Source organism: Mycobacterium sp. (genome assembly GCF_052144515.1).
Classification (GTDB): domain Bacteria; phylum Actinomycetota; class Actinomycetes; order Mycobacteriales; family Mycobacteriaceae; genus Mycobacterium.
Genome location: NZ_JBKQQD010000527.1, coordinates 1 through 25224, shown reverse-complemented (window position 1 = coordinate 25224; position 25224 = coordinate 1). Strand labels below are relative to the sequence as shown.

At 65.4% G+C, this 25224-nt stretch carries 20 protein-coding genes, 1 tRNA gene and 1 pseudogene; 7 read left to right on the top strand and 15 right to left on the bottom strand.

Annotated features, from left to right (window positions below; genetic code table 11):
- Window positions 1–1371: 1371 nt before the first annotated feature.
- The 5 genes from ACLP9N_RS36065 to ACLP9N_RS36045 form a co-directional block, all read right to left on the bottom strand.
- Window positions 1372–1661 (bottom strand) — tRNA-Ile (locus ACLP9N_RS36065).
- Window positions 1662–1688: 27 nt separating this feature from the next.
- On the bottom strand, window positions 1689–2228 hold the full coding sequence (locus tag ACLP9N_RS36060) for a nitroreductase family deazaflavin-dependent oxidoreductase (protein WP_442411891.1): 540 nt from the start codon (window positions 2226–2228) through the stop codon (window positions 1689–1691).
- Between the two features lie 36 nt (window positions 2229–2264).
- Window positions 2265–3095, bottom strand: coding sequence for a carboxymuconolactone decarboxylase family protein (locus tag ACLP9N_RS36055; RefSeq protein ID WP_442411894.1), 831 nt, complete (start codon window positions 3093–3095; stop codon window positions 2265–2267).
- Window positions 3096–3099: 4 nt separating this feature from the next.
- On the bottom strand, window positions 3100–4473 hold the full coding sequence (locus tag ACLP9N_RS36050; protein ID WP_442411890.1) for a metallopeptidase TldD-related protein: 1374 nt from the start codon (window positions 4471–4473) through the stop codon (window positions 3100–3102).
- Window positions 4470–6011, bottom strand: coding sequence for a TldD/PmbA family protein (locus ACLP9N_RS36045; protein ID WP_442411889.1), 1542 nt, complete (start codon window positions 6009–6011; stop codon window positions 4470–4472). The genes ACLP9N_RS36050 and ACLP9N_RS36045 overlap by 4 nt, the downstream gene beginning before the upstream one ends.
- 70 nt (window positions 6012–6081) lie before the next feature.
- Here ACLP9N_RS36045 and ACLP9N_RS36040 point away from each other — a divergent pair, with 70 nt between their 5' ends.
- From ACLP9N_RS36040 to ACLP9N_RS36030, 3 genes are read left to right on the top strand one after another with little or no spacing between them, the layout of a single operon-like run.
- Window positions 6082–6966, top strand: coding sequence for a carbohydrate ABC transporter permease (locus ACLP9N_RS36040; RefSeq protein WP_442411888.1), 885 nt, complete (start codon window positions 6082–6084; stop codon window positions 6964–6966).
- Window positions 6953–7789, top strand: coding sequence for a carbohydrate ABC transporter permease (locus ACLP9N_RS36035; protein WP_442411887.1), 837 nt, complete (start codon window positions 6953–6955; stop codon window positions 7787–7789). The genes ACLP9N_RS36040 and ACLP9N_RS36035 overlap by 14 nt, the downstream gene beginning before the upstream one ends.
- Window positions 7786–9123 carry an ABC transporter substrate-binding protein gene (locus ACLP9N_RS36030; RefSeq protein ID WP_442411886.1) on the top strand — a complete coding sequence of 446 codons (1338 nt, stop codon included), beginning with the start codon at window positions 7786–7788 and terminating at the stop codon, window positions 9121–9123. The genes ACLP9N_RS36035 and ACLP9N_RS36030 overlap by 4 nt, the downstream gene beginning before the upstream one ends.
- Here ACLP9N_RS36030 and ACLP9N_RS36025 read toward each other — a convergent pair.
- The 3 genes from ACLP9N_RS36025 to ddaH are packed head-to-tail and all read right to left on the bottom strand — an operon-like array spanning window position 9120 to window position 12707.
- Window positions 9120–10547, bottom strand: coding sequence for an APC family permease (locus ACLP9N_RS36025; protein ID WP_442411885.1), 1428 nt, complete (start codon window positions 10545–10547; stop codon window positions 9120–9122). The genes ACLP9N_RS36030 and ACLP9N_RS36025 overlap by 4 nt on opposite strands.
- A gap of 31 nt (window positions 10548–10578) precedes the next feature.
- The gene (gene rocD / locus ACLP9N_RS36020) at window positions 10579–11841 is read right to left on the bottom strand and encodes an ornithine--oxo-acid transaminase (RefSeq protein ID WP_442411884.1); all 1263 of its coding nucleotides are present in this window, start codon (window positions 11839–11841) and stop codon (window positions 10579–10581) included.
- On the bottom strand, window positions 11838–12707 hold the full coding sequence (gene ddaH, locus ACLP9N_RS36015) for a dimethylargininase (protein ID WP_442411883.1): 870 nt from the start codon (window positions 12705–12707) through the stop codon (window positions 11838–11840). The genes rocD and ddaH overlap by 4 nt, the downstream gene beginning before the upstream one ends.
- Window positions 12708–12829: 122 nt before the next feature.
- Here ddaH and ACLP9N_RS36010 point away from each other — a divergent pair, with 122 nt between their 5' ends.
- Complete coding sequence (locus ACLP9N_RS36010; RefSeq protein WP_442411882.1) at window positions 12830–13276, top strand: Lrp/AsnC family transcriptional regulator; 447 nt, start codon at window positions 12830–12832, stop codon at window positions 13274–13276.
- A gap of 156 nt (window positions 13277–13432) precedes the next feature.
- On the opposite strand, the gene ACLP9N_RS36005 is transcribed toward ACLP9N_RS36010, so the two are convergent.
- The 5 genes and pseudogenes from ACLP9N_RS36005 to ACLP9N_RS35985 all read right to left on the bottom strand — a co-directional run.
- The gene (locus ACLP9N_RS36005; RefSeq protein WP_442411893.1) at window positions 13433–15199 is read right to left on the bottom strand and encodes a sulfatase-like hydrolase/transferase; all 1767 of its coding nucleotides are present in this window, start codon (window positions 15197–15199) and stop codon (window positions 13433–13435) included.
- 34 nt (window positions 15200–15233) lie between these two features.
- Window positions 15234–15683 (bottom strand): SRPBCC family protein, encoded by a 450-nt coding sequence (locus ACLP9N_RS36000; protein WP_442411881.1) that lies wholly within the window; start codon window positions 15681–15683, stop codon window positions 15234–15236.
- A 30-nt stretch (window positions 15684–15713) separates the two neighbouring features.
- Window positions 15714–16571 carry a CbiQ family ECF transporter T component gene (locus tag ACLP9N_RS35995; RefSeq protein WP_442411880.1) on the bottom strand — a complete coding sequence of 286 codons (858 nt, stop codon included), beginning with the start codon at window positions 16569–16571 and terminating at the stop codon, window positions 15714–15716.
- Window positions 16568–17497 carry an ATP-binding cassette domain-containing protein gene (locus ACLP9N_RS35990; protein ID WP_442411892.1) on the bottom strand — a complete coding sequence of 310 codons (930 nt, stop codon included), beginning with the start codon at window positions 17495–17497 and terminating at the stop codon, window positions 16568–16570. Before ACLP9N_RS35990 ends, ACLP9N_RS35995 begins: the two co-directional genes overlap by 4 nt.
- 18 nt (window positions 17498–17515) lie before the next feature.
- Window positions 17516–17812, bottom strand: a pseudogene (locus ACLP9N_RS35985) (ATP-binding cassette domain-containing protein); the annotation flags it as partial.
- A gap of 930 nt (window positions 17813–18742) precedes the next feature.
- Between ACLP9N_RS35985 and ACLP9N_RS35980 the strand changes: the two are divergent.
- Together ACLP9N_RS35980 and ACLP9N_RS35975 are read left to right on the top strand one after the other, a co-directional pair.
- Complete coding sequence (locus tag ACLP9N_RS35980; protein ID WP_442411879.1) at window positions 18743–19255, top strand: MarR family winged helix-turn-helix transcriptional regulator; 513 nt, start codon at window positions 18743–18745, stop codon at window positions 19253–19255.
- Between the two features lie 203 nt (window positions 19256–19458).
- Complete coding sequence (locus ACLP9N_RS35975; protein WP_442411878.1) at window positions 19459–21690, top strand: ATP-binding cassette domain-containing protein; 2232 nt, start codon at window positions 19459–19461, stop codon at window positions 21688–21690.
- A gap of 11 nt (window positions 21691–21701) precedes the next feature.
- Here the strand turns inward: ACLP9N_RS35975 and ACLP9N_RS35970 are convergent, their stop codons facing one another.
- Together ACLP9N_RS35970 and ACLP9N_RS35965 are read right to left on the bottom strand one after the other, a co-directional pair.
- Entirely contained in the window at window positions 21702–22424 is a 723-nt protein-coding gene (locus ACLP9N_RS35970; RefSeq protein ID WP_442411877.1) for a VIT1/CCC1 transporter family protein, read from the bottom strand.
- 27 nt (window positions 22425–22451) lie between these two features.
- Window positions 22452–22994, bottom strand: a complete 543-nt coding sequence (locus ACLP9N_RS35965; RefSeq protein WP_442411876.1) for a methyltransferase family protein — start codon at window positions 22992–22994, stop codon at window positions 22452–22454.
- A gap of 119 nt (window positions 22995–23113) precedes the next feature.
- On the opposite strand from ACLP9N_RS35965, the gene ACLP9N_RS35960 reads away from it, so the two are divergent.
- The gene (locus tag ACLP9N_RS35960; protein ID WP_442411875.1) at window positions 23114–25051 is read left to right on the top strand and encodes an acyl-CoA dehydrogenase family protein; all 1938 of its coding nucleotides are present in this window, start codon (window positions 23114–23116) and stop codon (window positions 25049–25051) included.
- The last annotated feature ends 173 nt before the right edge of the window (window positions 25052–25224 follow it).

Here is a 25224-nt window from a genome sequence, read left to right as displayed (position 1 = left end):
CCCCGTCACCGACTCCGCATCAAGGATTTCCCGCTGATCATCAGAGCGACCCTGCACCCCACAATCATCCCAAAAACCCACGATCAACCAGCCAACCGCCACGCGGGATTATTCAGGAGTCTCCTAGACGGTGCGATGGAAGCCCTCACCGCAGTTGTGGCAGGGCGGATTCGCCGTGAGACGGGACAGTCGCTCGCAGCGGGACACGTAGTAGGCGACATAGGGGCAATCCATCAGGCCGTCAACGACGCAGACCCGTTCTATCGCTACGAATTCGCGACCTCAGACCGCCCGCCAAACAGCGATGACCCAAGTGAACCTGGGCTGGTAGCGGTACTTGCGCAACAATCCAATTCGGTCTGGGTATGGACGAAGATTTACGCCCGGAACCGCGCGGCACTGGTGGAGCGTCCACTACCCGAGATCAAGCTTGAATTGCACGTGCCACGCGATGAGCCTGAGCTGGCCGAACAAGTACAGCGGTTCATTGACTACGGAACCCCCCTGGAGATGCCGCCGGGGACGGTACAAGGAACCATTGAGTTGCCGGGCGGTTTTGGAGGACCTAACACGAGCGTCTCAAGCGTCAACATCTTGCCCATCAATGACACCGGCACGGTAGTTGGCGAAGGAGACTCACAACTGAGGTTGACGATTCTGACGCCGGACGGTGACTTGACAACCGAGCTACTGGTCGACGCGACCGAACGCACGCAGGGGCAACGAGGAGTGCGCACCGTCTGGTCAGATGGCGTAGGAGTGGTGACGATGGAGACCCTCACCGGCGGCGATCCTTCCGACATGACAACGAATTTCCAGATCAGCACCGTTACCGATGGCCGCTTGCCGACCGAGGTCGCTGGCAGCCTGGCGTTCGTGGCAGAAATGCATGCCCCGAATCGGATGGGCATGAGTTTGCCATTCGGACCACGCAGGTACTTTGCTACTGGCGACCTGACAGGCGAGCGCAACCTGGCAACAGTGTTTTGGGCAGCCATCGCCCAAGCTCTGGTTAAGCTCCAGGACCACGTCGACGTGCGGCTGCGCATGCCTGGCGACTTGACGCACGACCAAGGACACTCGATTACCGATGCCGCCAAACTACTTTCAGGTCAACCTGCCACAGCGACTTGGACCGATGAGTTCGGGATACATCGCGAGACATCCCCACTGCACGTCGAGATTGGCGATGTCCTGGACGTATGCCTTATCCGGGACCTAGAAATCTCACTCGGCGACCGAAGTCTAATCGTCGGGAAGACCGCAGGTTTTCTAGTGGCACGGGTGGTCGAGGTGTCGGAAACGATGCTTCGATTCGGACTCGCCGATACCGGTGACGTCACCATCGTCCAGTACCTGGGGGACCTGCCCAGCGGGCGGGTGTTGAGTCGCCCCCACCAATCCACTACCGCGAACGACGAAAGCGGCAGGCTGGACAACACCGAGTGATAGCAAGCCGCAACGATCATTCAAACTATCGTTAGATACCGCAGTGAGTACCGCAGTAGCTCCGCATTGGCCAAGCGCCTGCAAACGTTTCAAGCCGTATCTTCGCAGCTCAACGCAATGTATCGCATCGCACCAAGCTCTAGCCAGCTATCACAAACGCCAATAGAAACGGATTATGAGTCCGCGGCTCTAACCAACTGAGCTACCGCCCCTGGCGCTTAACGGGTTAGACATTAGCGTCAGCTCCCACGCCCGGCGATGCCGTGGTCGCCGGTCAATGGCCGAAGTCGAAAAATCCGGATCTGCCGCGGGGCGCAGTTCAAGCGGTAGTTCTCGTATCCGGCGTAGACGTCGTTGGCCGTCGCCCAGGCGGCGGCGCGCTCGTCGCCGGCCAGCAGTTCTGCCCGGTATGGCGCTGGCGGGCCGTTTAGCTCGACGGTGCAGTCGGGGTGCGCCAGGAGGTTGGCGCTCCACCCCGGATGCTCCTCGCGGCCGTAATTCGACCCGATCGCGAGCAGCCCGTCACCGTCGTCGATCAAGGCCAGCGGCTGCGGGCGAGGCCGGCCCGATTTGGCGCCGGTGGTCGTGACGAGCCCGACCTTGTCCCTCCCCATGGTGCTCAGATGGCCGTCCGTCCGAGGTATCAACACCTTGTCGACGCGCGGGGCCAACCGCTTTCCCAGATAGGAGCCGGCACGGCTCATGGCGATGCGTTCAAAGAGGGCCTCGTCCCACCGCAGACGCCGGCCACGATAGGGGCTGAACCGTCGTAGCGACACGACTAAAGCGTAGTCAGTTCGCGGGCGCTGATGTTTTCAGCTGAAGACGGTCTGACCGTCGGAATTGAGCAGGTAGCGTTCGGTGCCGTGCTCAACCCGTGGGGCGTCGGCACCCAGCGACACCGCCATTTTGTTGCTGGCGTTACGCATGATGTCAAAGGTGAGTTCGACGGCTTCGTCGTCAGAGAACCCCGAGCGCACCTCGGCGGCATCGTCGACGACGAGGTGCGCAGGGGTCCAAATTAACCCATCCGCATACCGCAGCGCTGCTTTTGCGCGGTCGTCGAACAACGTCGAGCTCTGAAAGTGCTCGATGTCGCCGTAGAGCGTCTCCGAACCCCCGCCGTCGAGTGCGGTGCTCTCACGCAGCGACTTGCACAGTCGGCAGTTGTGCTGAGCGGCTCCGCGCAGCCGGACCAGCTCGGATGTGACCGGATCGAGCGCGCGCATCCGGGCCACCGCCGGCAGAAAGTCGTTGAACACCACGTCCGACGGGTCCGAGGAGTGATCCCACTCGATCGCGCCGCGCACCCATCCGAGATACTCCGAACCGACACCCAACGCTTCCAGCCCGGCTCGCACCCGGGGCACGAAGTCGGCGATGTACATGGAAACGACCACACCAAAGGTGCTGTCCCCCAGAGACTTCCACAACCGGGAACGCTGCTCGCCGGTGATCATCGAGACGTCGATGCTGAACTGCTCGGCGAATTCGGCGATGACAGCCTCGGCCTCCGATTGCGGCCCATCGACCGCTACCTCGGCGGGCAACGCCGGTAAAGACAAAGTCCGCGCGCACACACTCCGGACCAACCCGGTGATACGACCGTCGCCGGGCGACAGCGCCACTAGCTGATCTAGCACCAGAGCATTATTGCGCCTGGCTCACCGACGACATGTGGAAATCGGGTATCCGCAGCGACGGCATCGCCGCCCGGGTGGCCCAATCGCCCCATTCGCGCGGCAGCGTCTTCTCACTGACACCGGCCTGGGTGGCCCGCCGCAGCAGGTCCAGCGGGCTCTCGTTGAAGCGGAAGTTGTTGACCGCCGCGGTCACCTCGCCGTCCTCGATGAGGTACACACCGTCGCGGGTCAGCCCGGTGAGCAGCAGGGTGGTCGGGTCGACCTCCCGGATGTACCACAGCGTGGTCAGCAGCAGCCCGCGCTCGGTCGCGGCGATCATGTCGGCCAGATCGGCCGATCCGCCCGTCATCACCAGGTTGTCGGCGGCCACCGCAACCTTGGCGTCGAATTTGGCCGCAGTGGCCCGCGGATAAGCCAGCGCGTTGATCACCCCGTCGCGGATCCAGTCGATCTGGCCGACCTCCATCCCGTTGTCGAACACCGACGCCGTCTCTGAGGAGTGGCTCGTCGCGACGAACGGTGTACACGCCAGGCCCGGCGCCATCGGGTCGGAGAACAGTGTCAGGGGCAATTCGGTGAGCCGCTCCCCCACCCGGGTCCCGCCGCCGGGCGCGGAGAATGCGGTCCGGCCTTCCTGCGCGCCCCGGCCGGCCATCGCCCACGCCATGTAAAGCATCATGTCGGCCACCGTCGACGGCGGCATGATCGTCTCGTACCGCCCGGCGGGCAACTCGACGCTGCGCTGCGCCCAGCCCAGTCTGGTCGCGAGCTGCGCGAGCAGCAGATCGGTTGGCACGTAGACGAAATCAGGCGTACCGATACCTGCCCAGGCGCTGGCCTCCCCGCGTTTTGCGTTGATTGCAACCGCACCGGCGGGCTGGGTGTAGCGCCGCCGCAGCCCGGTCGACGACGCCAGGAAGGTTGTCGAAACACTGTGGTGCGCAAAGCCGTACAACCGGTCAGAACCGCGAAACCCCCGGCTCAACGAGGAGGCGACGTCGGCGAATACCTCGGCACCCGTGCCGGGCACGGGCGCGTCCCAGTCTGCGGGCACTCCGGCATCGGCGAGCAGTGGCGCCGCGTCGCCGGCCTCCGGCGCCGAGCGGGCCGCATCCTGCGAGGCCGCCACCAGCCCCGGTATCACGCGCGGGTCGACTTCCGCGGATACCATCGTCCCGATGAAAGCGCTCTCACCCTGGCGCACAATCGAAATCACGGTCGTGCTGCGGCTGACCGAAACCCCGTTGGTGGTCATCGAATTGCCTGCCCAACGCAAGGTCGCCGCGACCCGGTCGGTGACCAGCACCATGGTCTCGTCGGCGCGGCCGGCTTTCGCCGCCTCATCCAAAACGATGTTGACGACGTGCTGCGCGGTGATCATCGGCCGCCCTCGGCACGGGTGTTCAGTACGTTGACGCCGCGGAACAACGCCGATGGGCAGCCGTGGCTGACCGCGGCAATCTGTCCGGGCTGGGCCTTGCCGCAGTTGAACGCGCCGCCCAGCCGCCAGGTCGACGGACCGCCCACGGCTTCCATTGAATTCCAGAAATCGGTGGTGGTCGCCTGATACGCGACATCGCGCAGCTGACCATCCAGTGCGCCGTCGCGGATGCGGAAGAACCGCTGGCCGGTGAACTGAAAGTTGTAGCGCTGCATGTCGATCGACCACGACTTGTCGCCGACGATGTAGATGCCGTCCTCGACGCGGCCGATCAAGTCCGCGGTGCTGATCTCGTCGGGGCTGGGTTGCAGCGACACGTTGGCCATCCGCTGGATCGGCACGTGATGCGGCGAGTCCGCATACGAGCACCCGTTGGAGCGCGGCTGTGAGAGCCCTTGTCGGAGTCTCAGCGCGAACACCCGATCCAGCTGATAACCCACGAACACGCCGTCGCGGACCAGATCCCAGCTTTGTGCGGCCACTCCCTCGTCGTCGTAACCGATGCTGGCCAAGCCGAATTCGACGGTGCGGTCGGCGGTCACGTTCATCACCGGCGAGCCGTAGCGCATGGTGCCGAGCTTGTCGGGCGTGGCGAACGAGGTTCCGGCATAGGCTGCCTCGTAGCCGATCGCGCGGTCGTATTCGGTTGCGTGGCCGATGGATTCGTGAATGGTCAGCCACAGGTTGGTCGGGTCGATCACCAGGTCCTTGAGCCCGGGCGTCACGCTGGGCGCCTTGACCTTTTCGGCCAGCAGCGACGGCAGCTGGGCGAGTTCGTCGGTCCAGTTCCACACGTCGTCGCCGACCAGCACTTCCCAGCCGCGGGCCATCGGCGGCGCCAACGTCCGCATCGAATCGAAACTTCCCGCCGCGGAGTCGACGGTCACCGCTTCCAGAGATGGCAGCACCCGCACCCGCTGCTGGGTGATCGACGATCCGAACGTGTCGGCGTAGAACACCTGCTCCTTGACGGCCGTCAGCCCGGCCGACACGTGGTCGACGCCGACCCCACCGTCTTTAGAGGCCAGCAACCTCCCGGAGTATTCCTGTAGCACGGCGGTCTTGTCGGCCCCGGAGATGTCGAACGGGTCGATCCTGTAGTTCGACACCCAGGTGGCGTCGGCGTACACCGGCTCGGCCGCCAATTCGACTCGCTCGGCGTTCAGCGCAGCCAACGTGGTGGCCACATGCACCGCGCGGCGCGCCGTCTCGGCGGCGACGGATGGCGCCAACTCGGCGTGCGAGGCGAATCCCCAGGTGCCGTCGACGATCACCCGCACCGCCAGGCCGATCTGGCGGTTGATCACCGCCGTCTCCAGCTCACCGTCGCGCAGCTGGATGATCTCGGTGCTGATCCGGTGAACCCGCAGGTCGGCGTGGCTGGCCCCGGCCGTGGTCGCCGCCGACAACGCGGCCTCGGCCAGCTCGTGGCGCGGCAGGTCCAGGAAGTCGGCATCGATCCCCCGGTTCGGTGTCACGGCTCCACCGTAACGACCAGCGCACCACATATTGCGGCATACCCCAGGGCCACCCGCTTTAATTACCTCCATGGCCGGCGCCATACAGCGGATACAACGTCGATCCAGCGCGCTGGCCTACGCCCTGCTGGCGCCCAGCCTGTTCGGTGTCCTCGCCTTTCTGCTGTTGCCGATTCTGGTCGTGATTTGGCTGAGCCTGTATCGGTGGGACCTGCTGGGACCGCTGCGCTATGTCGGCCTGGCGAACTGGCGGTCGGTGTTGGCCGACGCCGACTTCGTCAACTCACTGGTGGTCACGACCATCTTCGTGGCGATCGTGGTTCCGGCGCAGACGGTGCTGGGGCTGTTGGCCGCGTCGATGCTGGCTCGCCGGCTCCCGGGCACCGGCGTGTTTCGCACGCTGTATGTGTTGCCGTGGATCTGCGCGCCGCTGGCGATCGCGGTGTTGTGGCGCTGGATCCTGGCTCCCACCGATGGTGCGATCAGCGCCTTGCTGGGGCACCGCATCGAGTGGCTTTCCGATCCCACCCTGGCGCTGCCGGTCGTTTCGGCCGTCGTCGTCTGGGCCAACGTCGGCTATGTCGCCTTGTCTTTCCTGGCGGGCCTGCTGGCCATCCCCGACGACATCCACGCGGCCGCGCGCACCGACGGCGCCAATGCCTGGCAGCGGTTCTGGCGCATCACCCTGCCTATGCTGCGGCCGACGATGTTCTTCGTGCTGGTCACCGGAATCGTCAGCACAGCACAGGTTTTCGACACCGTCTACGCGCTGACGGACGGGGGTCCGAGAGGCCGTACCGACCTGGTGGCACATCGCATCTATGCCGAGGCGTTCGGTGCGGCGGCGATCGGGCGGGCGTCGGTCATGGCGGTGGTGCTATTCGTCATCCTCGTCGGCGTCACCTTCGTACAGCATTTGTACTTTCGACGGCGGATCAGCTATGACCTCACCTAGTCGCCACCTCACCAATGCACCCAATGCCGTTGTCTATGCCGGCTTGCTGCTCGGTGCGCTGATCACCTTGGTGCCGTTCGCACTTGGCTTGCTCACCTCGTTCACGTCGAAGCACCAGTTCGTCATGGGTACGCCGCTGCAGCTGCCGCGACCGCCCACGCTGGCCAACTACGGCGACCTTGCCGGGGCCGGGTTCGGCCGCGCGGCAGCGGTGACCGCGTTGATGACGGCGGTGATTCTGGTGGGCCAGTTGACCTTTTCGGTTCTGGCCGCGTACGCATTCGCGCGGTTGCATTTTCCCGGACGCGACGCGCTGTTCTGGGTGTATATCGCGACACTGATGGTGCCGGGAACGGTCACGGTGGTGCCGTTGTATCTGATGATGGCGCAACTGGGCCTGCGCAACACATTCTGGGCATTGGTGCTGCCGTTTATGTTCGGTTCTCCGTACGCGATATTCCTGCTGCGCGAGCACTTTCGCCTCATCCCGAACGACTTGATCAACGCCGCGCACCTCGACGGCGCCAACACCCTGGACGTGATCGTGCACGTGGTGATCCCGTCGAGCCGGCCGGTGCTGGCCGCCTTGACGCTGATCACGGTGGTCTCGCAGTGGAACAACTTCATGTGGCCGTTGGTCATCACCAGCGGCCACAGGTGGCGGGTCCTCACGGTGGCGACCGCAGACCTGCAGTCGCGCTTCAACTCCCAGTGGACGCTGGTGATGGCGGCGACGACGATAGCGATCGTCCCGCTGATCGTGCTTTTCGTGGCATCCCAGCGGCACATCGTCGCTTCGATCGTCGTCTCGGGGCTCAAATGAGCCGGCCGCGCTATTCGACGCTGGTCACCGCGGCGCTTGCGCTGCTCGCAGCACTGTTGGGCGCGACGGCGGTGCTCATGGACTGGTCCGGCCAACCATATGGCGACAAGATCGTGTTGACGGTGCGGATCTGGGCCGAGCCGATTGCCGAGGCATATCGGCAGTCGTTCAAGGCATTCAACCGCTCGCATCCCAATATCGAGGTGCGCACCCGTATGGTCGCCTACTCGACATACTTCAACACCCTGCGCACCGACGTCGCCGGTGGCAGCGCCGACGACATCTTCTGGCTGTCCAACGCCTATCTCGCCGCCTACGCCGACAGCGGCCGTCTGATGAACATCGGCAAAACCCTCGGGCCGGCTGCAGCCTCGGCCTGGGAGCCGGCCGTGGTTGACCAGTTCACCCGCGGCGGTGCGCTGTGGGGCGTGCCGCAGCTGACCGACGCCGGCATCGCCGTGTTCTATAACGCCGACCTGCTCGCAGCCGCCGGTGTTGATCCCGCGCAGCTGAACACCCTGCGATGGAACCCCAACGGCGACGACAACTTGCGTCCATTGCTGGCGCGGCTCACCGTAGATGCCGATGGAAATGCCGCAAGCACATCGGTTTTCGACGCCGCGCGAGTCCGTCAATGGGGTTACAATGCGGCCGATGACGCTCAGGCGATCTATCTCAATTACATAGGGTCAGCCGGCGGAGTCTTTCAGCGCGGCGACGAGTTCGCGTTCGATAATCCCCCAGCGATCGAAGCCTTTCGCTATCTGGTCGGCCTGATCAACTACGAGCACGTCGCGCCACCGGCGTCAGACACCAACGACAACGGCGACTTCTCCCGCAACCAGTTTCTGGCCGGCCGGATGGCCCTCTTCCAGTCCGGCACATACAACCTGGAACCGGTGGCTCGCTATGCCCAATTCCACTGGGGCGTGGCGATGCTGCCTGCCGGTCCCAAAGGCCGGGTCAGCGTCACCAACGGCATTGCCGCCGCGGGTAATTCGGCGTCCAAACATCCGGACGCGGTGCGCCAGGTGTTGGCCTGGATGGGCAGCGGCGAGGGCAACGGCTACCTGGGCCGCGACGGTGCGGCCATCCCCGCGGTGCTCTCAGCGCAACCGGTCTACTACAGCTACTGGGCCGCCAAAGGCGTCGATGTCACGCCCTTCTTCTCCGTGCTGGACGGCCCGCGTATTCCGGCCCCGGGCGGCGCCGGCTTCGCCGCCGGAAATGACGCCCTGCAAAGCTATTTCAACGAGATGTTCCTCGGCCGCGGCGACGTCGCAACCACTCTACGGAAGGCTCAGGCGGCGGCCAACGCGGCGGCACGCCGTTAGTCGGCGTTGTTGAGCGCGCTGCGGTGGCGGCCCCACACCAGGTAGAAGATCAGCGCCACCAACACCCACCCGCTGAACGCGATCCAGGTGTACCAGTGCAAGCTGACGAGGATGTACCCGCACGCCAGCACCGAAAGCACGGGAGTGACAGGGTAACCGGGCACCTTGAACGCGCGCGGCAGGTCGGGTTGGCGCACTCTCAGAATGATCACCCCGATAGAAACGACGATGAACGCAGTGAGCGTCCCGATGGACACCATGTCCGCCAGATTCTGGAGGGGTATGACGGCGGCCAGCAGCGACGTGGTGATCGCGACGATCACCGTGTTGGTCACCGGGGTCATCGTGCGCAGGTTCACCATCGCGAACCGCGACGGCAGCAACCCGTCGCGAGCCATCGCATACAGGATGCGAGTCTGGCCGTAAAGGGTCACCAGCGTGACGCTGAAGATCGAGATCACCGCGCCCACGGCCAAAATTGTGCTGGCCCACATGCTGTGCGTGACGTTGTCGAGGATCGTGGCCAGCCCGGCCTCTTGCTGCTCACCGAAGTTCTGCCAGGGCTGGGTGCCAAGCGCGGCGAACGCGACGAGAACGTAGACGCCGGTGACGATCAGCAACGCCGCGATCAGCGCGCGAGGCATGGTCTTCTGCGGATTCGTCACCTCCTCGCCCGCGGTCGATACCGCGTCAAGGCCAATGAATGAGAAGAAGATCGTGCCCGCCGCCGAACCGATGCCGGCGACGCCGAACGGGGCGAAGTCTTTGAGGTGGCCGGCGTCGTAGGCAGTGAGCGCGATCACCACGAACATGGCAAGCACACCGAGTTTGATGAGCACCATGATCGCGTTGGCGATGGCCGACTCTCGGGTGCCGCGGATCAGCAGCACCGCGCACAATCCGATCAGGATGACCGCAGGCAGGTTCACATAGCCTGGCTCGACGTCCCACGGCGCCGCCGACAACGCATGCGGCATTTGGGATCCGAACAGATTATTCAGCAGCTTGTTGACGTATCCGCTCCAGCCGACCGCGACCGCGGCGGTTGACACCCCGTATTCCAGCAGCAGGCAGGCCGCCACGCCCATTGCGACGGCCTCACCCAACGTGGCGTATGCGTATGAGTATGACGAACCCGAAACCGGCACGGCGGAAGCCAATTCGGCGTAGCAGATGGCAGAGAGCCCAGCCGCGATACCGGCGATGATGAACGAGACGATGACGCTGGGACCAGCCTCCGGTACGGCCTGGGACAGCACGAAGAAGATGCCGGTACCGACAGTCGAGCCGACCCCGAACATGGTCAGCTGAAATGTGCCGAGACTACGCGTGAGGTGCTCTGCGGTCCCAGAGGCGACCGGAGCGTCGATCACGGGTCGGCGCCGCAGCATCTGCTCTGTAAGGCTGACCGAAGGAGCTCCCATCTGACCTCCCTGTTGTCGGATCAGCCGATTATCAGGCCTCCCTCAATGCGGCGGCGAACTGGGAGACCGCCCAGTCAATCTCCTCGGCGGTTATCACCAGCGGCGGCGCGAACCGCAGCGTCGAATCGTGGGTGTCCTTCACCAGAACGCCCCGCTCGGCCAACCGCAGGCTCATCTCCTTCCCTGTTTGTGGCCCGATGGCCAATGTCGGTTCGATATCGACGCCGGCCCACAGTCCCAGGCCGCGTACCTCCGACACGCCCTGTCCGATCAGCCCGCGCAGCCGACGGTGCAGATGCGCACCCAACTCACTCGAGCGAACCTGGAAATCTCCCCGCTCCAGCATGGAAACCACGCTGGTGCCGATCGCCGCTGCCAGCGGGTTGCCCCCGAACGTCGAGCCGTGCTCGCCGGGATGCAGCACCCCGAGGATGTCGCGGTCGGCAACCACCGCGGACAGCGGAACTACGCCGCCGCCGAGCGCCTTACCGAGTAGGTAGATGTCGGGTACCACGCGCCAGTGGTCGCATGCGAAGGTGTAGCCGGTGCGAGCCAGCCCCGACTGGATCTCGTCGGCGATCATCAGCACGTTGCGCTGGCTGCACAGCGCACGGACGGCCGGTAGGTAGTCGTCGGGCGGAACGATGATGCCCGCCTCGCCCTGGATCGGTTCTAGCAGCACGGCAACGGTGTGGTCATCGATCGCGGCAGCCAGCGCCTCGGTGTCTCCGAACGGCACCGAGCGGAATCCCGGTGTGAACGGCCCGAATCCGCCGCGCGCCACCGGGTCCGACGAGAAGCTGACGATGCTGATCGTGCGGCCGTGGAAGTTGTTGTCAGCCACGATGATGTTCGCGTGGCCCTCGGGGACGCCTTTGACATCGGCGCCCCACTTGCGGGCGACTTTGAGGCCGCTCTCGACGGCTTCGGCGCCCGAGTTCATGGGCAGCACCATGTCTTTTCCGCACAAATGCGCGAGCGCGGAGCAGAAGGGCCCGAGCCGGTCGGAATGGAACGCACGACTGACCAGGGTCACGCTGTCGAGTTGGGCGTGGGCGGTTGCGGTGATCTCGGGGTTGCGGTGGCCGAAGTTGACCGCCGAATAGGCAGCCAGGAAATCCAGGTAGCGTCGCCCGTCGACATCGGTGATCCACGCGCCCTCAGCACTCGCCGCGACCACCGGAAGCGGCGAATAATTGTGCGCTGCATGCCTTTCCACCAAGTCGATGGCGGCTTCGGATTCCGTGTTGGCTGCTTCGAATTCGAGGACCGGCCGAGCCCCGAGAATGGTCATGCAAACACCTCCAATGTGCAACATTTGACGGATCCGCCGGCCTTGAGCAGCTCGGACAAATCGACGCCGACCGGCTCGAAGCCCGCATCTCCTAGTTGCCTGGCGAAACCCGTTGCGGTGGCAGGTAACACAACGTGCAGACCGTCGGAGACGACATTCAGTCCGAGCACATAGGCGTCGGCGCTCCCCACCACGATAGCGTCGGGGAACAGCGCGTGCAGTTGTCGCTGCGCAGCGGTGCTAAATGCCGGTGGGTAATACGCGATCGTGTGGTCATCGAGAACGGCCAGGGCGGTGTCGAGGTGGTAGAAGCGCGGATCCACCAGCTCAAGTGAGACCACCGGCATTCCCAGCATTGACGAGATCTCGCTGTGCGCGCGCTGGTCGGTGCGAAAGCCGTAACCCGCCAGCACCATCTGGCCGACCAGCAGAAGATCGCCCTGCCCCTCGTTGACATGCCGGGTCGTCGCCGGCCGATACCCGCGCGATGCCATCCACTCGGCGTAGGCCTTCGACTCACCGGCCCGCTCAGCGAACCGGAACCGAGCGACGACAGCGATGTCGTTGGCGATGAAGCCGCCATTGGCCGCGTAGACCATGTCGGGCAGCCCGGGCACGGGCTCGACGAGATCTACGGTGTGGCCCAACTCAACGTAGGTCTGGCGCAGGCGTTCCCATTGTGCTTGCGCGACAGTGAGATCTATCGGCTCGCTGACGTCCATCCAGGGGTTGATCGCGTACTCGACGGCGAAGAAAGTCGGCGGCGTCATTGCGTACCGGCGCGGCGTGCGGCTGCGCTTGAACACTTCGGCGTCTTGCCATGCTTCCGCGCCGGCAGGGGCGGCGGCGACATAGTAATCCGTCATGAATCAACGGTATTTTGGCGCTGCAGCACAATCAAACGACGATTATTGCGTGTCCATGGTGGATCAGTTGCGCTAGATTCGTATATACAGCGATTTATTGCGCCGACGGACAAGGAGGGTCGATGTACCGGTTGGATACCAGCGACGAGCGCATCCTCGCCGAATTGGCCGAGCATGCGCGCGCAACCTTCGCCGAGATCGGTCAGAAGGTGAATCTGTCGGCGCCGGCGGTCAAGCGCCGCGTCGACCGGATGCTTGAGGCCGGCGTGATCAAAGGCTTTACCACCGTCGTCGACCGCAACGCGCTGGGCTGGAACACCGAGGCCTACGTGCAGGTGTTCTGTCACGGCACGATTGCGCCCGATCAGCTGCGCGCGGCGTGGGTCGACATGCCCGAAGTCGTCAGCGCGGCGACGGTGACGGGCACCTCCGACGCGATCCTGCATGTACTTGCCCGCGACATGCGGCACCTGGAGGCGGCCCTCGAGCGCATCCGCTCAAGCGCTCACATCGAGCGCAGCGAAAGCATTGTCGTGCTGTCGAACCTCATCGATCGAATGCGGCCATAAGTCACATTGACCACACGAGTCTCTAGATCGGCGGACACACTCTTTTTGCCCGCCTCCGAGCGACAACCAACGCGGGCCCTGAGTTGTCGCTCGAAGGCGGCAAAAGGGACATCCCTTCCCGGCCGAGACGCATGTGACAGATGGGACGCTGCGGGCTTAAAAACGCAGGAACTTCCGACGAGCAACAGACCTCGACGCGCCCGACGGCCGGCGAGATGCATAGGGCCACGGCTGGTTTCGCTCTGGCACGGAACTGGCCCGAACCTGCTTCAGCTGCATCCGCAGGTGCGCACGCAGATCGTGTAGATCCGGATCAGTCCAACGGTTGGCGGCTTCGGTCGGATCGGCGGTCAGGTCGTAGAGCTCCCATTGGTCATCGAGGGGCGACGTCCGGTAGGCCTCGCCGCCCAGCCCGTTGGCCGCCAAGTGACGCACGCCCGGCTCGGTCCACGTGCCCGGATCGTCGAAGGTACGGACCAGCTTCCACAGGTGCCCATCTCCCCCGGCAACATCATCGACGCGCACCACCAGCCCCTCGAAGTTCGACCCGACGTGGGCGGGGATCCGGATACGCAGCGGCGCAGGCGGATTCACCGTCCGCTTGAGGCGGCGCGCCAGACCCGAGGCGCCGCTATCTCCTTCGAGCATGTTGTCGCGGGTCATGATGTAGACGGCCCGCGCGTCGTCGGCTTGCGCCCCGCCCACCACCGGCATGAGGTCGCGGCCCGGCAGTTCGTGCACCTCGGAGAACGACTCGGCCAGCGCGGCCGCCGCCGACTCGACATCGACGCCGGCTGCCCCCAGCAGCGTCGGGACCAGGTCGACGTGCGACGTCGGCGCCGTAACCACTCGAGGTGCCGTGGCCTGCGCACCGATGCGCGCGATCACGAACGGCACACGCGTGGCTTCGTCGTACAGGTTGAACCACTTCTGGTGCAGCCCGCCGTGGGCGCCGAGCAGATCGCCGTGATCGGCCGTGCGCACTAGCACCGCGTCCTGCGACCCACCCTCGGTAACCGCCCGCCGGACACGGTCGATCGGGCCGTCCACTTCCGCGTGCAGCCGGTAGTAAAGGTCGCGGTAGCGCTGAGCGTTGCGGTGATAGGTCCGGTTGATCGCGGGCGCGGGGCCGTAACCCGAGTAGTACGCCTCGCGGAAGGCGATCTGTGCCGCCGGCTTGGTCGACAAATCCTCGTCGGCGGTGGGTGCCGCGGGCACCGGCGGTGGGTCCAGTGGTGACGGCCGTACCGGACTGCGAAGCGCCCATGTCGGAAACAGCACGATGTCATGGGGATTCACGAAGCTGGCGACCAGCAGGAACGGACGCATCGCCTGCGGGTCGCCGGCGCGGCGACGAGCGTAGCGGTCCTTCAGCCAGGCGACGACACGGTCGGCAATCAGCGGGTCGCGCCGAATGCCGGCGTTAGCCAGCAGCGCCCCGTGCGGCTCCGGGCCAACCCATCCCGAAAAACCGAACGGCCCCAATGGGTCTGCGTCCAGATAGCGTTGCACCGCGGCGGGATCGATGACACCGGTGTCGTCGTTGGTCGCCAGTGGGCGTCCGGTCACCGGGTCGATGAGATCCGCGTGCGAGATGTGCCACTTGCCGTCGTAATGGGTGTCATATCCGGCCGCACGGAACCAGTTGCCCAATGTCGGCACCTCGCCCGGGCGGAGCCAGCGCATCCGGGAGTCGTCGGCCGTCTTGCCGATACCGTCGGTCTGGGTGACCCCGTGCAGGTCCGGGTAGTGCCCGGTGAAGATGGTCGGACGGCTGGGCACGCAGGCCAGCGAGCCGGTGTAATGCCGACCGAAACTGACACCGTGATCGTCGAACCATTTGCGGCCAGCCAGCATTCGGTCCCGCCACACGAGCACGTCGGCAGCCTCGTAAGGCGGCACCGCACGTTCCTCGTCGGTCATAATGACGATGACATCGGGGCGGAGGCCCGGGCGATCAGACACGGGCATTCTCCAATCGGTTCGCCAGCCCGGCGAGCATCGAGTCGGACTGTCGCGCGAGAAAGCGGCACACGACTCGTTCGGCCAGCTTTTGCGTTGGGCGGAGCCCGATGTCGACCGTGCTGGTCAGGGTTACGACGGTGGAGCCCGCGCTCGCAGCCAGTGTCCAGCGGTTGGTCACCCGGCGCAGGCGGCTGGGCAGGCCCTCGATGTCATAGGCGAGCGCACGCGGCGGGTCGAACTCCGTGATGCGCTCGATGACGGCGTCGCGTTTGACCTGGACTCGCCGGGCGGTGCCGACGGGTCCACCGTCAGGACCGGAAAACAGGATGCACGAGTGGTCGGCGTTGGGAGCCCACGAACTGAGTGAGCCGAAGTCGGCGAGGACATCCCAGATTTCTTGCGCGCGAGCCGCGATGGTCCGGGTCCGGTGAGTGTCGGCCACCCGCTCACGGTACGCGACCTACCGGAGGGACTACATAAGGGAAAGGCCGTTGAAAATGGTCTCGAGCGCTATCGCGGTGCCACTGGCTGCGAGAGTGATCCCAAGTGTCATCCAGTCCGCCATTTTCGGCCGCGCCGGATTGGCAGACAGCTGACCGGTGCCGCCACGGGCGGTGATCGCGTCGCCCATTTCGTCGGCGCGCCGCAGCGTCACGGTGATGGCAGCGGTGAGCAGGTCGATCAGCTCCAAGGCGTGCCGCCGGCGCCGAGCTTTGCGGCCGCGCGGGATGCGTTTGGGCCGCAGCCTGCGGGCCGCGTATAGGACCTGGAATTCGTCGATCAACATCGGGAAGGCGCGCAGCGCGAGCGCCAGAGCCACCGCCCATTCGTCGACCGGGATCCGCAATAGCCGTAGCGGGCGACCCAAAGACGCCAGCGCAGGCCCGATTTCGGCGACGTTGGTGGTCCAGGACACCATTGCCCCGAGCCCGAGGAGCACGATCGACAGCGCGGTGATCCGCAGGAAGTGCAACGTTCCGCCGAGTCCGATCTCGAGTCCGCCCACCGAGAGCATCGGACTACCACCGGCCAGCGCCGCGGTGGAACCGCCCAGGGCGAGGACGATCCACAGCCAGTGCGGTACCGACGGCAGGGCGCCTCGCGGAATGCGCGCGATCCGGGCCGCCGCCAGCACCAACGCCGCCACCAGCCCAATGGTCACCCAGCCCGGATAGAACGTGAGCAGCACCGAAACACCAAAGACAACCAGTAGTTTGGTGCCGGCCCACAAATCGTGGATGGTCGAGGTGCCGGGTACCGGGATCAGCAACACAACCGGACGCGAGGTACGCCGGGTCCCGCGTTGTTCGGTGATTGAAGTGTTGGTCACGGCACACCCTCCGCCGCGGTCGAGACGGATTCCAGCACGCCATTGCGCAGATGCAGGGTTCGCGGGCAGAGGTCCTCCAGCCCCGCGAAGTCATGCGAAATCACCACCACCGTCAGACCCCGCTCTCGGCGCAGGTCCTCCAGCAGCCGCAGCAGGCCGCGCTGGCTGGCGGCGTCCAACCCCGCCAGCGGCTCATCGAGGATCAGCGCCCGAGGCGAACACGCGAGCAGCCCGGCCAGCACCACACGGCGCATCTGGCCCCCGCTGAGCTGGTCGATACGCCGCTTGGCCAGTGCGGGATCGAGCCCGACGACGCTCAGCGCCGCGGCCACGCGGTCTTCATCGCGAGGCGAAAAGCCCGCCGCAGAGGCAACTTCCAGGTCGACCCTGCTGCGCATCAACTGCAGCCGGGCGGCCTGGAAAGACAATGCCACCGCGCCAACCCGTTCATAGGTGGGCCGGCCATCCACCAGGCAGACGCCGCTCGTGGGAACCGTCAGCCCGGCCATGATCCACGCCAGCGTCGACTTACCCGAGCCGTTACCGCCGTGGATCAGTACCCCGTCTCCCTGCTCCACCACGAAGCTGACGTCGCGCAGCGCAGTCTTGGCCCAAGGGGTGCCGCTGCCGTATTCGTGCCCGACGCCGATGAGCTCGAGCGCCGGCGCCTGCCCGCGGTACTCCGTCGCGACGGTCGGTAGGGGTGGCTGCGTGGTCTCGACCATGTCGGTGTTGTCCGGTGAGTCGCTGAGGTTGATGGTGCGGTCCGCGGACGCGGCCTCGTTGTTGTAGTGGGTGATGTGCACTAAGGCAGTCCGGTGTCGTTTCGTCAGAACGGACAGCACGCTCAGGAGGGCATCGCGGCCCTGCTGGTCAACCATGGTGGTGACCTCGTCGGCGATGAGCAGCGCCGGCTCCCGGGCCAACGCCGCGGCCAGCGCCAGGCGCTGCAGCTCACCGCCGGACAGGCTTCCGGTGTCGCGCTCGGCGAGATCCTCGAGGCCGACCTCCTGGAGTAACCGGCCGACATCGACATTCGTCCCTGGCGGCAACCCCCACACCACATCGTCGGCGACCCGGGTGCCCAGGACCTGGCTTTCCGGGTGCTGCAGGACAACCGCCGTGCCGCCCAGCTTGCCCAGACCCACCGCACCGGGGCGCTCCACGGTGCCCGACGTCGGTTCCCGGCCGGCCAGGATCAGCATCAGCGTCGTCTTGCCGGAACCGTTGGAGCCGGTGACCGCGAGGTGTTCGCCGACGCGTAGATCCAGGCTGAGCTCGCGCAGCGCGTCTTGGCTGGCGCGCGGGTACCGGAAGCGCACCTTGTCCAGCCGCACCGGAACGGGTACGACCGGCATATCCTCCTCGTTGCCGGCCCTGCTCGGTCCGGGCGCGTCCAGCTTGTGCACGTCGGGAATGCCGCGCATCCGCTCCAGCACCCGCGACAGTGCCCACCAACCGATCAACGAAACGACGAGAACCTGGACGACGGAAGACGCAAGCACTACCCACGGCCAGTAGTGCAGCCCGACGGCAAAATAGCGCTTTAGAAGGGCGGCGGCCGCCTGCATGTGAATCCAGGTCAGGGCGGACGCAATCCCGTCCGCGTTTGCGCTCATTGCTTTGAAAATTAGGTACCGCAGCTGGCTTAGCACGGCCAACGCGGCGACATTGCCGACGCCGGAAACGAAGCCGGCGACCAGGGCCGTGACAATCACCGTCGGCATGCCACGGCGTGTGCGTTTGACGACTCCGGTCAGCCCGCCGATATAGGCGCTGTTGCCGACCGCCATGAGACCGCCGAGCCCGGCGATTAGGAAGGCAATCATCCCGGCAGCAACCGTCGCGGCGATGAGCACGCGGAGGCGGTAGCGGAAGGCCAGCAATCCCATGGGCACGGTACCCAGCAGCGCCAGACCCGCTGCGAAGGGGACGACGACGGAGACGATTGCGGTTGCCGCGCACAGTGCCGCCAGCACCGCGGCCTGTGCCAATTCGCTTGGTTGCAGGGGTCCACTCCGACGGTGCGCAGGAAGAGCGGAGGGGACGGCCACCTTAACGATTCTGCCAGGCCGCGGCACTAAGTCGTTGCAGCGCAACGTGGGGCATCGGTTTTCTAACTAAAGGTGTCCTATTGGCCTCGCTTAGCAAAGCTATGCAACGATGGACGGATGAATTCGTCCGCCGCCACTCACCCCGCCAGCCAGGATGCCAGCGTCGGCGACACCGCAAACATCGAGCCCGGCCAGGGCCTGGGAGCGGATCTGCTCGCGGTGGTCGCGCGGCTCAACAGGCTGGCCACCCAGCGCATCCAGATGCCGTTGCCGTCAGCTCAGGCCAGGCTGCTGGCGACTATCGAAGCCCAGGGAGAAGCCCGGATCGGCGACCTCGCTTCGGTCGATCACTGTTCGCAACCGACGATGACCACGCAGGTGCGACGGCTCGAAGAGGCCGGCCTGGTGACCCGAACCATCGACCCCGGGGATGCGCGGGCGGTCCGAATCCGCATCACGCCGCAAGGGGTGCGCACACTGTCCGCGGTGCGGGCCGACCGCGCAGCCGCTATCGAGCCGCAACTGGCCCGGCTCGAGCCGGTCGACCGCCAGGTCTTGGCGGATGCGGTCGAGGTATTGCGCCGTCTTCTCGACAATGCCTCCGCCGGATTCGGCCGCAACACACTCTGATCAGCACACTTTCTGGTGCAGAGACCACGTGCAGCGGGTAGACACGTAAGCGACGAGGGGGCCAGTTGGGCTGATCGCTCGGTCTGACGCGGAAAGCCGCAGGGACTGGAGGGACTGGCGGGAGAGGTGGCGGCCATGCGGACCGGGGCCTACTGATGACAGGCGCCTTCTCACCCTCCCCCTTGACCGTGTGGGTCGGACCGATGAGGTACGTCTTTCACCCTGGCCGCGACGTGATTGTGGGGTACGGCAGCCAGTGCGACATTCCGCTGGATCGCCCGGGCAACCGCGCCGCTATATCGCAGACCGCGCGCCCGGTTCTGGTGCTGCGATTCAGCGGTAGCCATTGGGTGGCCATCGATAGGAGCCCCGACGGCATCTTCGTCGACGGCGCCCGGATGTCGACGATCGACATCCGCGATGGTCAGGCGATCACAATCGGCGATCCGCAGCGGGGGCCGCGATTGGTCCTAGGTGTTGGTCCCGCCGTCGGCCCGCCTGCGCCGCACCGGCCCGACAGACCCAACCAGCACGCCCCGACACAGCAGACTACTCGGCGAATGCGACTGCCGACGCCCCAACCTCCCCCTCAACCTCCCAAAGTCGAGCGGCCTTTGCCGCCAGTCGCGTCGGCGCCGCCGACGGCCCCGATTCCTGGACCCGCGCGGGAGCGGTCGGAAAGCCGGGGACTGATCGAGCGGATGAGCACCACGAAGCTGCGCGCCATTCGTCCTGCGCCCCGGTCCACAGAAGCGAACACAACGAGTCGGTTGCCTTTGAAACCCGGTGAGCAACCCGGCGCGCGCACAGCCGGTGTGGCCGCACATTGGCTGGGGCTGACCGCCGATGGCCAGCAGGTGCTCACCAGCGTGTCGTTCACAGCGCGCCCGGGCACATTGACCGCGGTCATCGGACCGTCGGCGGAGCTTAATTCCGCCTTGCTCGGGCTGCTCGCGGGCACACAAGAGCCCTCCTCCGGCACAGTCACGGTGGATGAGCACGATGTGCGCGCCGAGCGCGAGTTGATGCGCACGCGCATCGGAATACTGTCGCGCGACGACCGCGCGCACCCGAACCTCACCGTGGAACGAGCGGTGGGATACGCAGCCCGGCTGCGGCTGCCGCCGGACACCTCGCCCGACCACCGCAACCGTGTGGTGGACCAGGTTCTCGACGAGCTCGGGCTGACGCCGCAGCGCCGAACCCGGATACGCAATTTGGCGCCCGAGATGCGCCGGTTGGCGTCGATGGCGATCGAACTGATCACCCGGCCGACCCTGCTCGTGGTTGAAGAGCTGAGCGCCGGGCTGGATGCGACACAGGAACACCACGTGCTGACGATGCTGCGGCGCCAGGCTGACCTTGGATGCGTCGTCGTGGTGGCTCTGACGTCGCAGACCTCGCTGACGCACCTGAACATGTGCGACCAGGTGCTGCTGCTCGCGCCTGCCGGCAGGCTGGCCTTCGCGGGGCCGCCAAGTCACATCGCGTCCGTGCTGGGCACCGCCGACTGGTCGCAGGTCGTCGCACAAGTGAGCGCGGATCCGCACGGCGCACAGGCAGCGGCCCTGACGGCCCCACCACCGGTGGCTGAGCCCGCACCGCCCCCCGTGGGGCTCACCGTGAAGCAGCAGATCCGGGTGGTGGCCCGTCGCCAGGTCCGCCTGCTGTTCGCCAACCGCGTCTACTTCCTCTCCCTGGTTCTCCTGCCGTTCGCGTTGGCGGGCCTGACGCTGCTGATTCCCGGCCATTCCGGCCTGGACCGGGCCGGACTGAAGAGCGCCAACCCGCATGAAGCCATCGAGATCCTGGCGGCGTTGAACATCGCCGCAGTGATCCTGGGCACCGCTTTAACCATCGGCGACCTGGTCGGGCAGCGTCGCGTTTTCCTTCGCGAGCAGTCGGTCGGGCTGGCGACGTCGGCCTACGTATCCGCCAAGCTCATCGTGTTCAGTGTGGTCGCCGCCATCCAGACGGGGATCCTGAGCGCGATCGTGATCGGCGTCAAAGGCGGACCCGCACACGGTGCGGTGGTGCTGCACAACCCCGACGTCGAGCTCTATGTGACCGTCGCCGCGACGGCGATCGTCTCGGCGATCGTCGGACTGGCGCTGTCCTCGCTGGGCAACTCGCTGCGGGAAGTCCTGCCGCTGGTCGTGCCGGCGATCTTGGCATCGCTACTGTTCGCCGGGGGGCTGGTTCCGCTGGTGGGCACGTGGGGCTTCGACCAGATTTCCTGGATCGTCCCGGCTCAGTGGGGTTTCGCGGCATCGGGATCCACCGTTGATCTGCACCGGGTCGACGCGCTGGCCACCAACGCACTGACGTGGACCCACTATTCGGGCTGGTGGGTGTTCGACATGGTCATGCTTTTGGCGTTCGGCGCGATGTGGGCCGGCTTCGTCCTGTTCCGCCTGCGATCACGAGTGCGTTAGCGGCCCGACCGTCACAAGACCGCTGCGACAAGCAGACCGATCAGATATGTGGCGGCGACGGCACCGGCGCCGAACAGCAACTGCCGCGACGCCGCCCACCACGCCGGCTTGCGGGTGAACCGGGCGGTCAGGCCACCCGCGATCAGCAGGCCCACCGCGCCGCACGCCAGACCTACGGCCAGTGACCCATACCCGAGAAGGTAAGGGAGCAGCGGAATCAACGCACCGACCGCGAACATCGCGAACGACGCGGTTGCCGCCAGCCGGGCCGACGGCTTCTCGTCGGGATTCACTCCGATCTCCCGTACGAGATGGACGTTGATGGCGCGGTTCTCGTCGCGGTGGATCTCGTCGGTAGCGGCCTCGGCGGTTTTCTGGGTCATGCCAATGCTAATGAGCATGCTAATCAGTTCGGCCCGCTCGGCTTGCGGGTGAGTGCGTAACGATTTGCGTTCCACGTAGACCTCGGAATCGATCTGCTCGTTGGCCGTGGTCACCGACGTGTACTCGCCCAGGGCCATCGAGAAGGCCCCGGCCAGCAAGCCGGCGATGCCACTGATCGTGACGGCGTGCACGCTGCCGGCGGCTGCCACACCGGCGATCAGGGCGGTGTTGCTGACCAGGCCGTCCATCGCACCGAAGGTGGCCGCGCGCAACCAACCCCCGCTGATATCGGGATGGCTGTGCCCGACGTCATAAGGCGGCTGCTGCGGGTTCGTGGCTGACTCAGACATGACGCCATCTAAACGCGAACGGCACCGCTACACATAACGTCTCACGCGGCTGCAGTACTCGGTGTATTCCTGGCCATACCGCTGCCGCATGAATTCTTCCTCGCGCAACACTTGCCGATGAAACAGCACGGCCGCGAAGGCCAGGGCGGTGAGGGTGGTCCAACTTGGGAACACCAAGAACTGACCGAACAGGAATGCGAAGAAGCCGACATAGATCGGATTGCGGCTCACCGCGAATATGCCCGTCGTCACCAGACGGCCCGGCCCTTCGGCGTCGATGCCGACCCGGAAGCTGTCACCGAACGACACCAGGCTGAACGCCAGAATCAACACCCCGCCCAGGCAAAGCCCCACTCCGACCCATGCGACAGCGGTGGACCGGAAGAACCTGTCGGTAACGGCCAGGGGCCAGCCGAAGGCAGTGGCGAACAACGTATAGAAGTAGAACACTGCCACCGGCGGTATCAGGAAGTCCGTTTTGTCGAGCTTTCCGAAATGCATTGCCCGAGTGCCGGTTCTGCGCAGCAGCAGGACTCTGCCTACTACCGTACCCAACAGCAGCACAATCATGAGGGCAGCGAGATATTGCGGCATCGCACTCTAGTTTGCGCGAGCAGACGCAAAAACGGGAGGGCCCGCCAGCTGGCGGGTCTATTCCCGCGACGCGAGCGGCGCGTTACGGTCGGATTATGGCGCCAAACATGACAAGCACTGCCGAGCATCTGCGCGACGCGTTGGACGGGCGTTGGCGTGACGCGAAGAACCAGACGCGAGCCAGGTTCGAACATGAACAATTCCGCCCGCACTACACCCCGAACACGGTGATCGCCCGCGCCAAGGTATTCGAGCAGATGAAGCTCCTCGCCGCCGCGGGCATCGCCGCCGAGGGGTTCCGCAAGGAGCACGGAGGCACCGGGGACGTCGGTGCGGCAATCACGATGATCCAGATGCTGGCGATGTCGGACCTCTCCCTGATGGTCAAGGCCGGCGTGCAGTGGGGACTGTTCGGGGGCGCCATCGAGAACCTGGGCACCGAACGCCACTTCGACTACGTGCAGAAAATCATCAGCCTCGAGCTGCGCGGTTGTTTCGCGATGACCGAGACGGGACACGGCAGCGACGTTCAGTCGCTGGAGACGACCGCGACCTATGACGCCGAGACCCAAGAGTTCGTCATCCACTCCCCCACTCCAACGTCCCGCAAGGACTACATTGGCGGAGCGGCTGAGACCGCAAGCATCGCAGCTGTTTTCGCGCAGCTGATCACCACCGAAGACGGCGAGCCGATGAACCATGACGTGCACTGCGTGCTGGTTCCGATCCGCGACGCCGAGGGCAACGATCTCCCCGGTGTGACGACGTCGGACTGCCAATACAAGGGCGGATTACCGGGCGTCGACAACGGCCGCATCATGTTCGACCATGTCCGCGTCCCACGGGAGAACCTGCTGAACAAGTATGGCGACGTCGCACCGGACGGCACCTACAGCTCGCCAATCGACAACCCCAACCGCCGGTTCTTCACCATGATCGGCACGCTGATCCGCGGCCGGGTCACAGTGGGTGGCAGCGCCGGCGCCGCCACCCAGGTGGCACTGGACATCGCCACCCGATATGCGTTGCAGCGCACGCAATTCAGCTCACCCGACGACGGCGGCGAAGTGCTAATCATGGACTACCTGGTGCACCAGCGGCGGCTGTTTCCGTTGATAGCACGGTCCTACGCGCTGCAGTTCGCACAGAACGAGCTGGTGTCCAAGTGCCACGACCTGCAGACGTCGGACGTCATGGATGCCGATGAGCAGCGCGAGCTGGAAGCCCGTGCCGCCGGGTTGAAGGCGGCCAACACCTGGCACTCCAGCCGGGCCATTCAGGAGGCCCGGGAGGCATGCGGCGGCGCGGGCTACATGGCCGAGAACCGGCTGATCGCACTGCGGGCCGACACCGATGTGTTCACCACCTTCGAGGGCGACAACCATGTGCTGACCCAATTGGTCGCCAAGGAGCTGCTGACCGCCTACGCCGACGACATCAAAAGCATGAGCCCGGTCGAGTGGGTACGTTTTGCGGCCAACACCGTCGGTGAACGAGTGATGAAACGTACTGCGGCCGAAGCGATTATGCAGCGGATTGTGGATGCCCGGCAGGACAGCGAAGAAGAGGGCAGCCTGTTCAACCGCGGTACCCAGGTCAACATGTTCGAGGAGCGCGAAACTTATCTGCTGTCGTCGGTCGCGCGCCGGTTACAAGGCAAATCCAAAGAAATGTCGGCGTTCGACGCGTTCAACGCGGTGCAGGATCACGTGCTGCACGCGGCGACCGCGCACATCGATCGGGTGGTGCTGGAGGCCTTCGTCGCCGGGATCGAGTCGTGCCCAGACCCCGACGCCCGCGAGCTGCTGGAACTCGTGTGCGACCTGTATGCCCTTTCGGTGATCGAGGAAGACAAGGCTTGGTACGTCGAACACACCTATTTGTCCACCGAGCGCGCCAAGGCGGTCACCCGGGGTATCAACGATCGGTGCCGGAAGCTGCGTCCGTACGCCGAGACGTTGGTCGACGGCTTCGGAATCCCCGAGCCGTTGCGTTACGCCGAGATGCTGCACCCGGAGAATCTGCCCGACTGAGTCATTGGCGCAAGCAGACGCAAAAGCACCCGCACGCACGGCGGGTGCTTTTGTGTCTCAGTGTCAGGGTGACATTGCCGCGTTGCGGTGGTTGGGTCTGGATCACCTGGTGTTTGGCTCATTTTGTGTCTGTCGCCTTCGGGTTGGCTTGGAGCGGTAGTGCCGGCACCAGG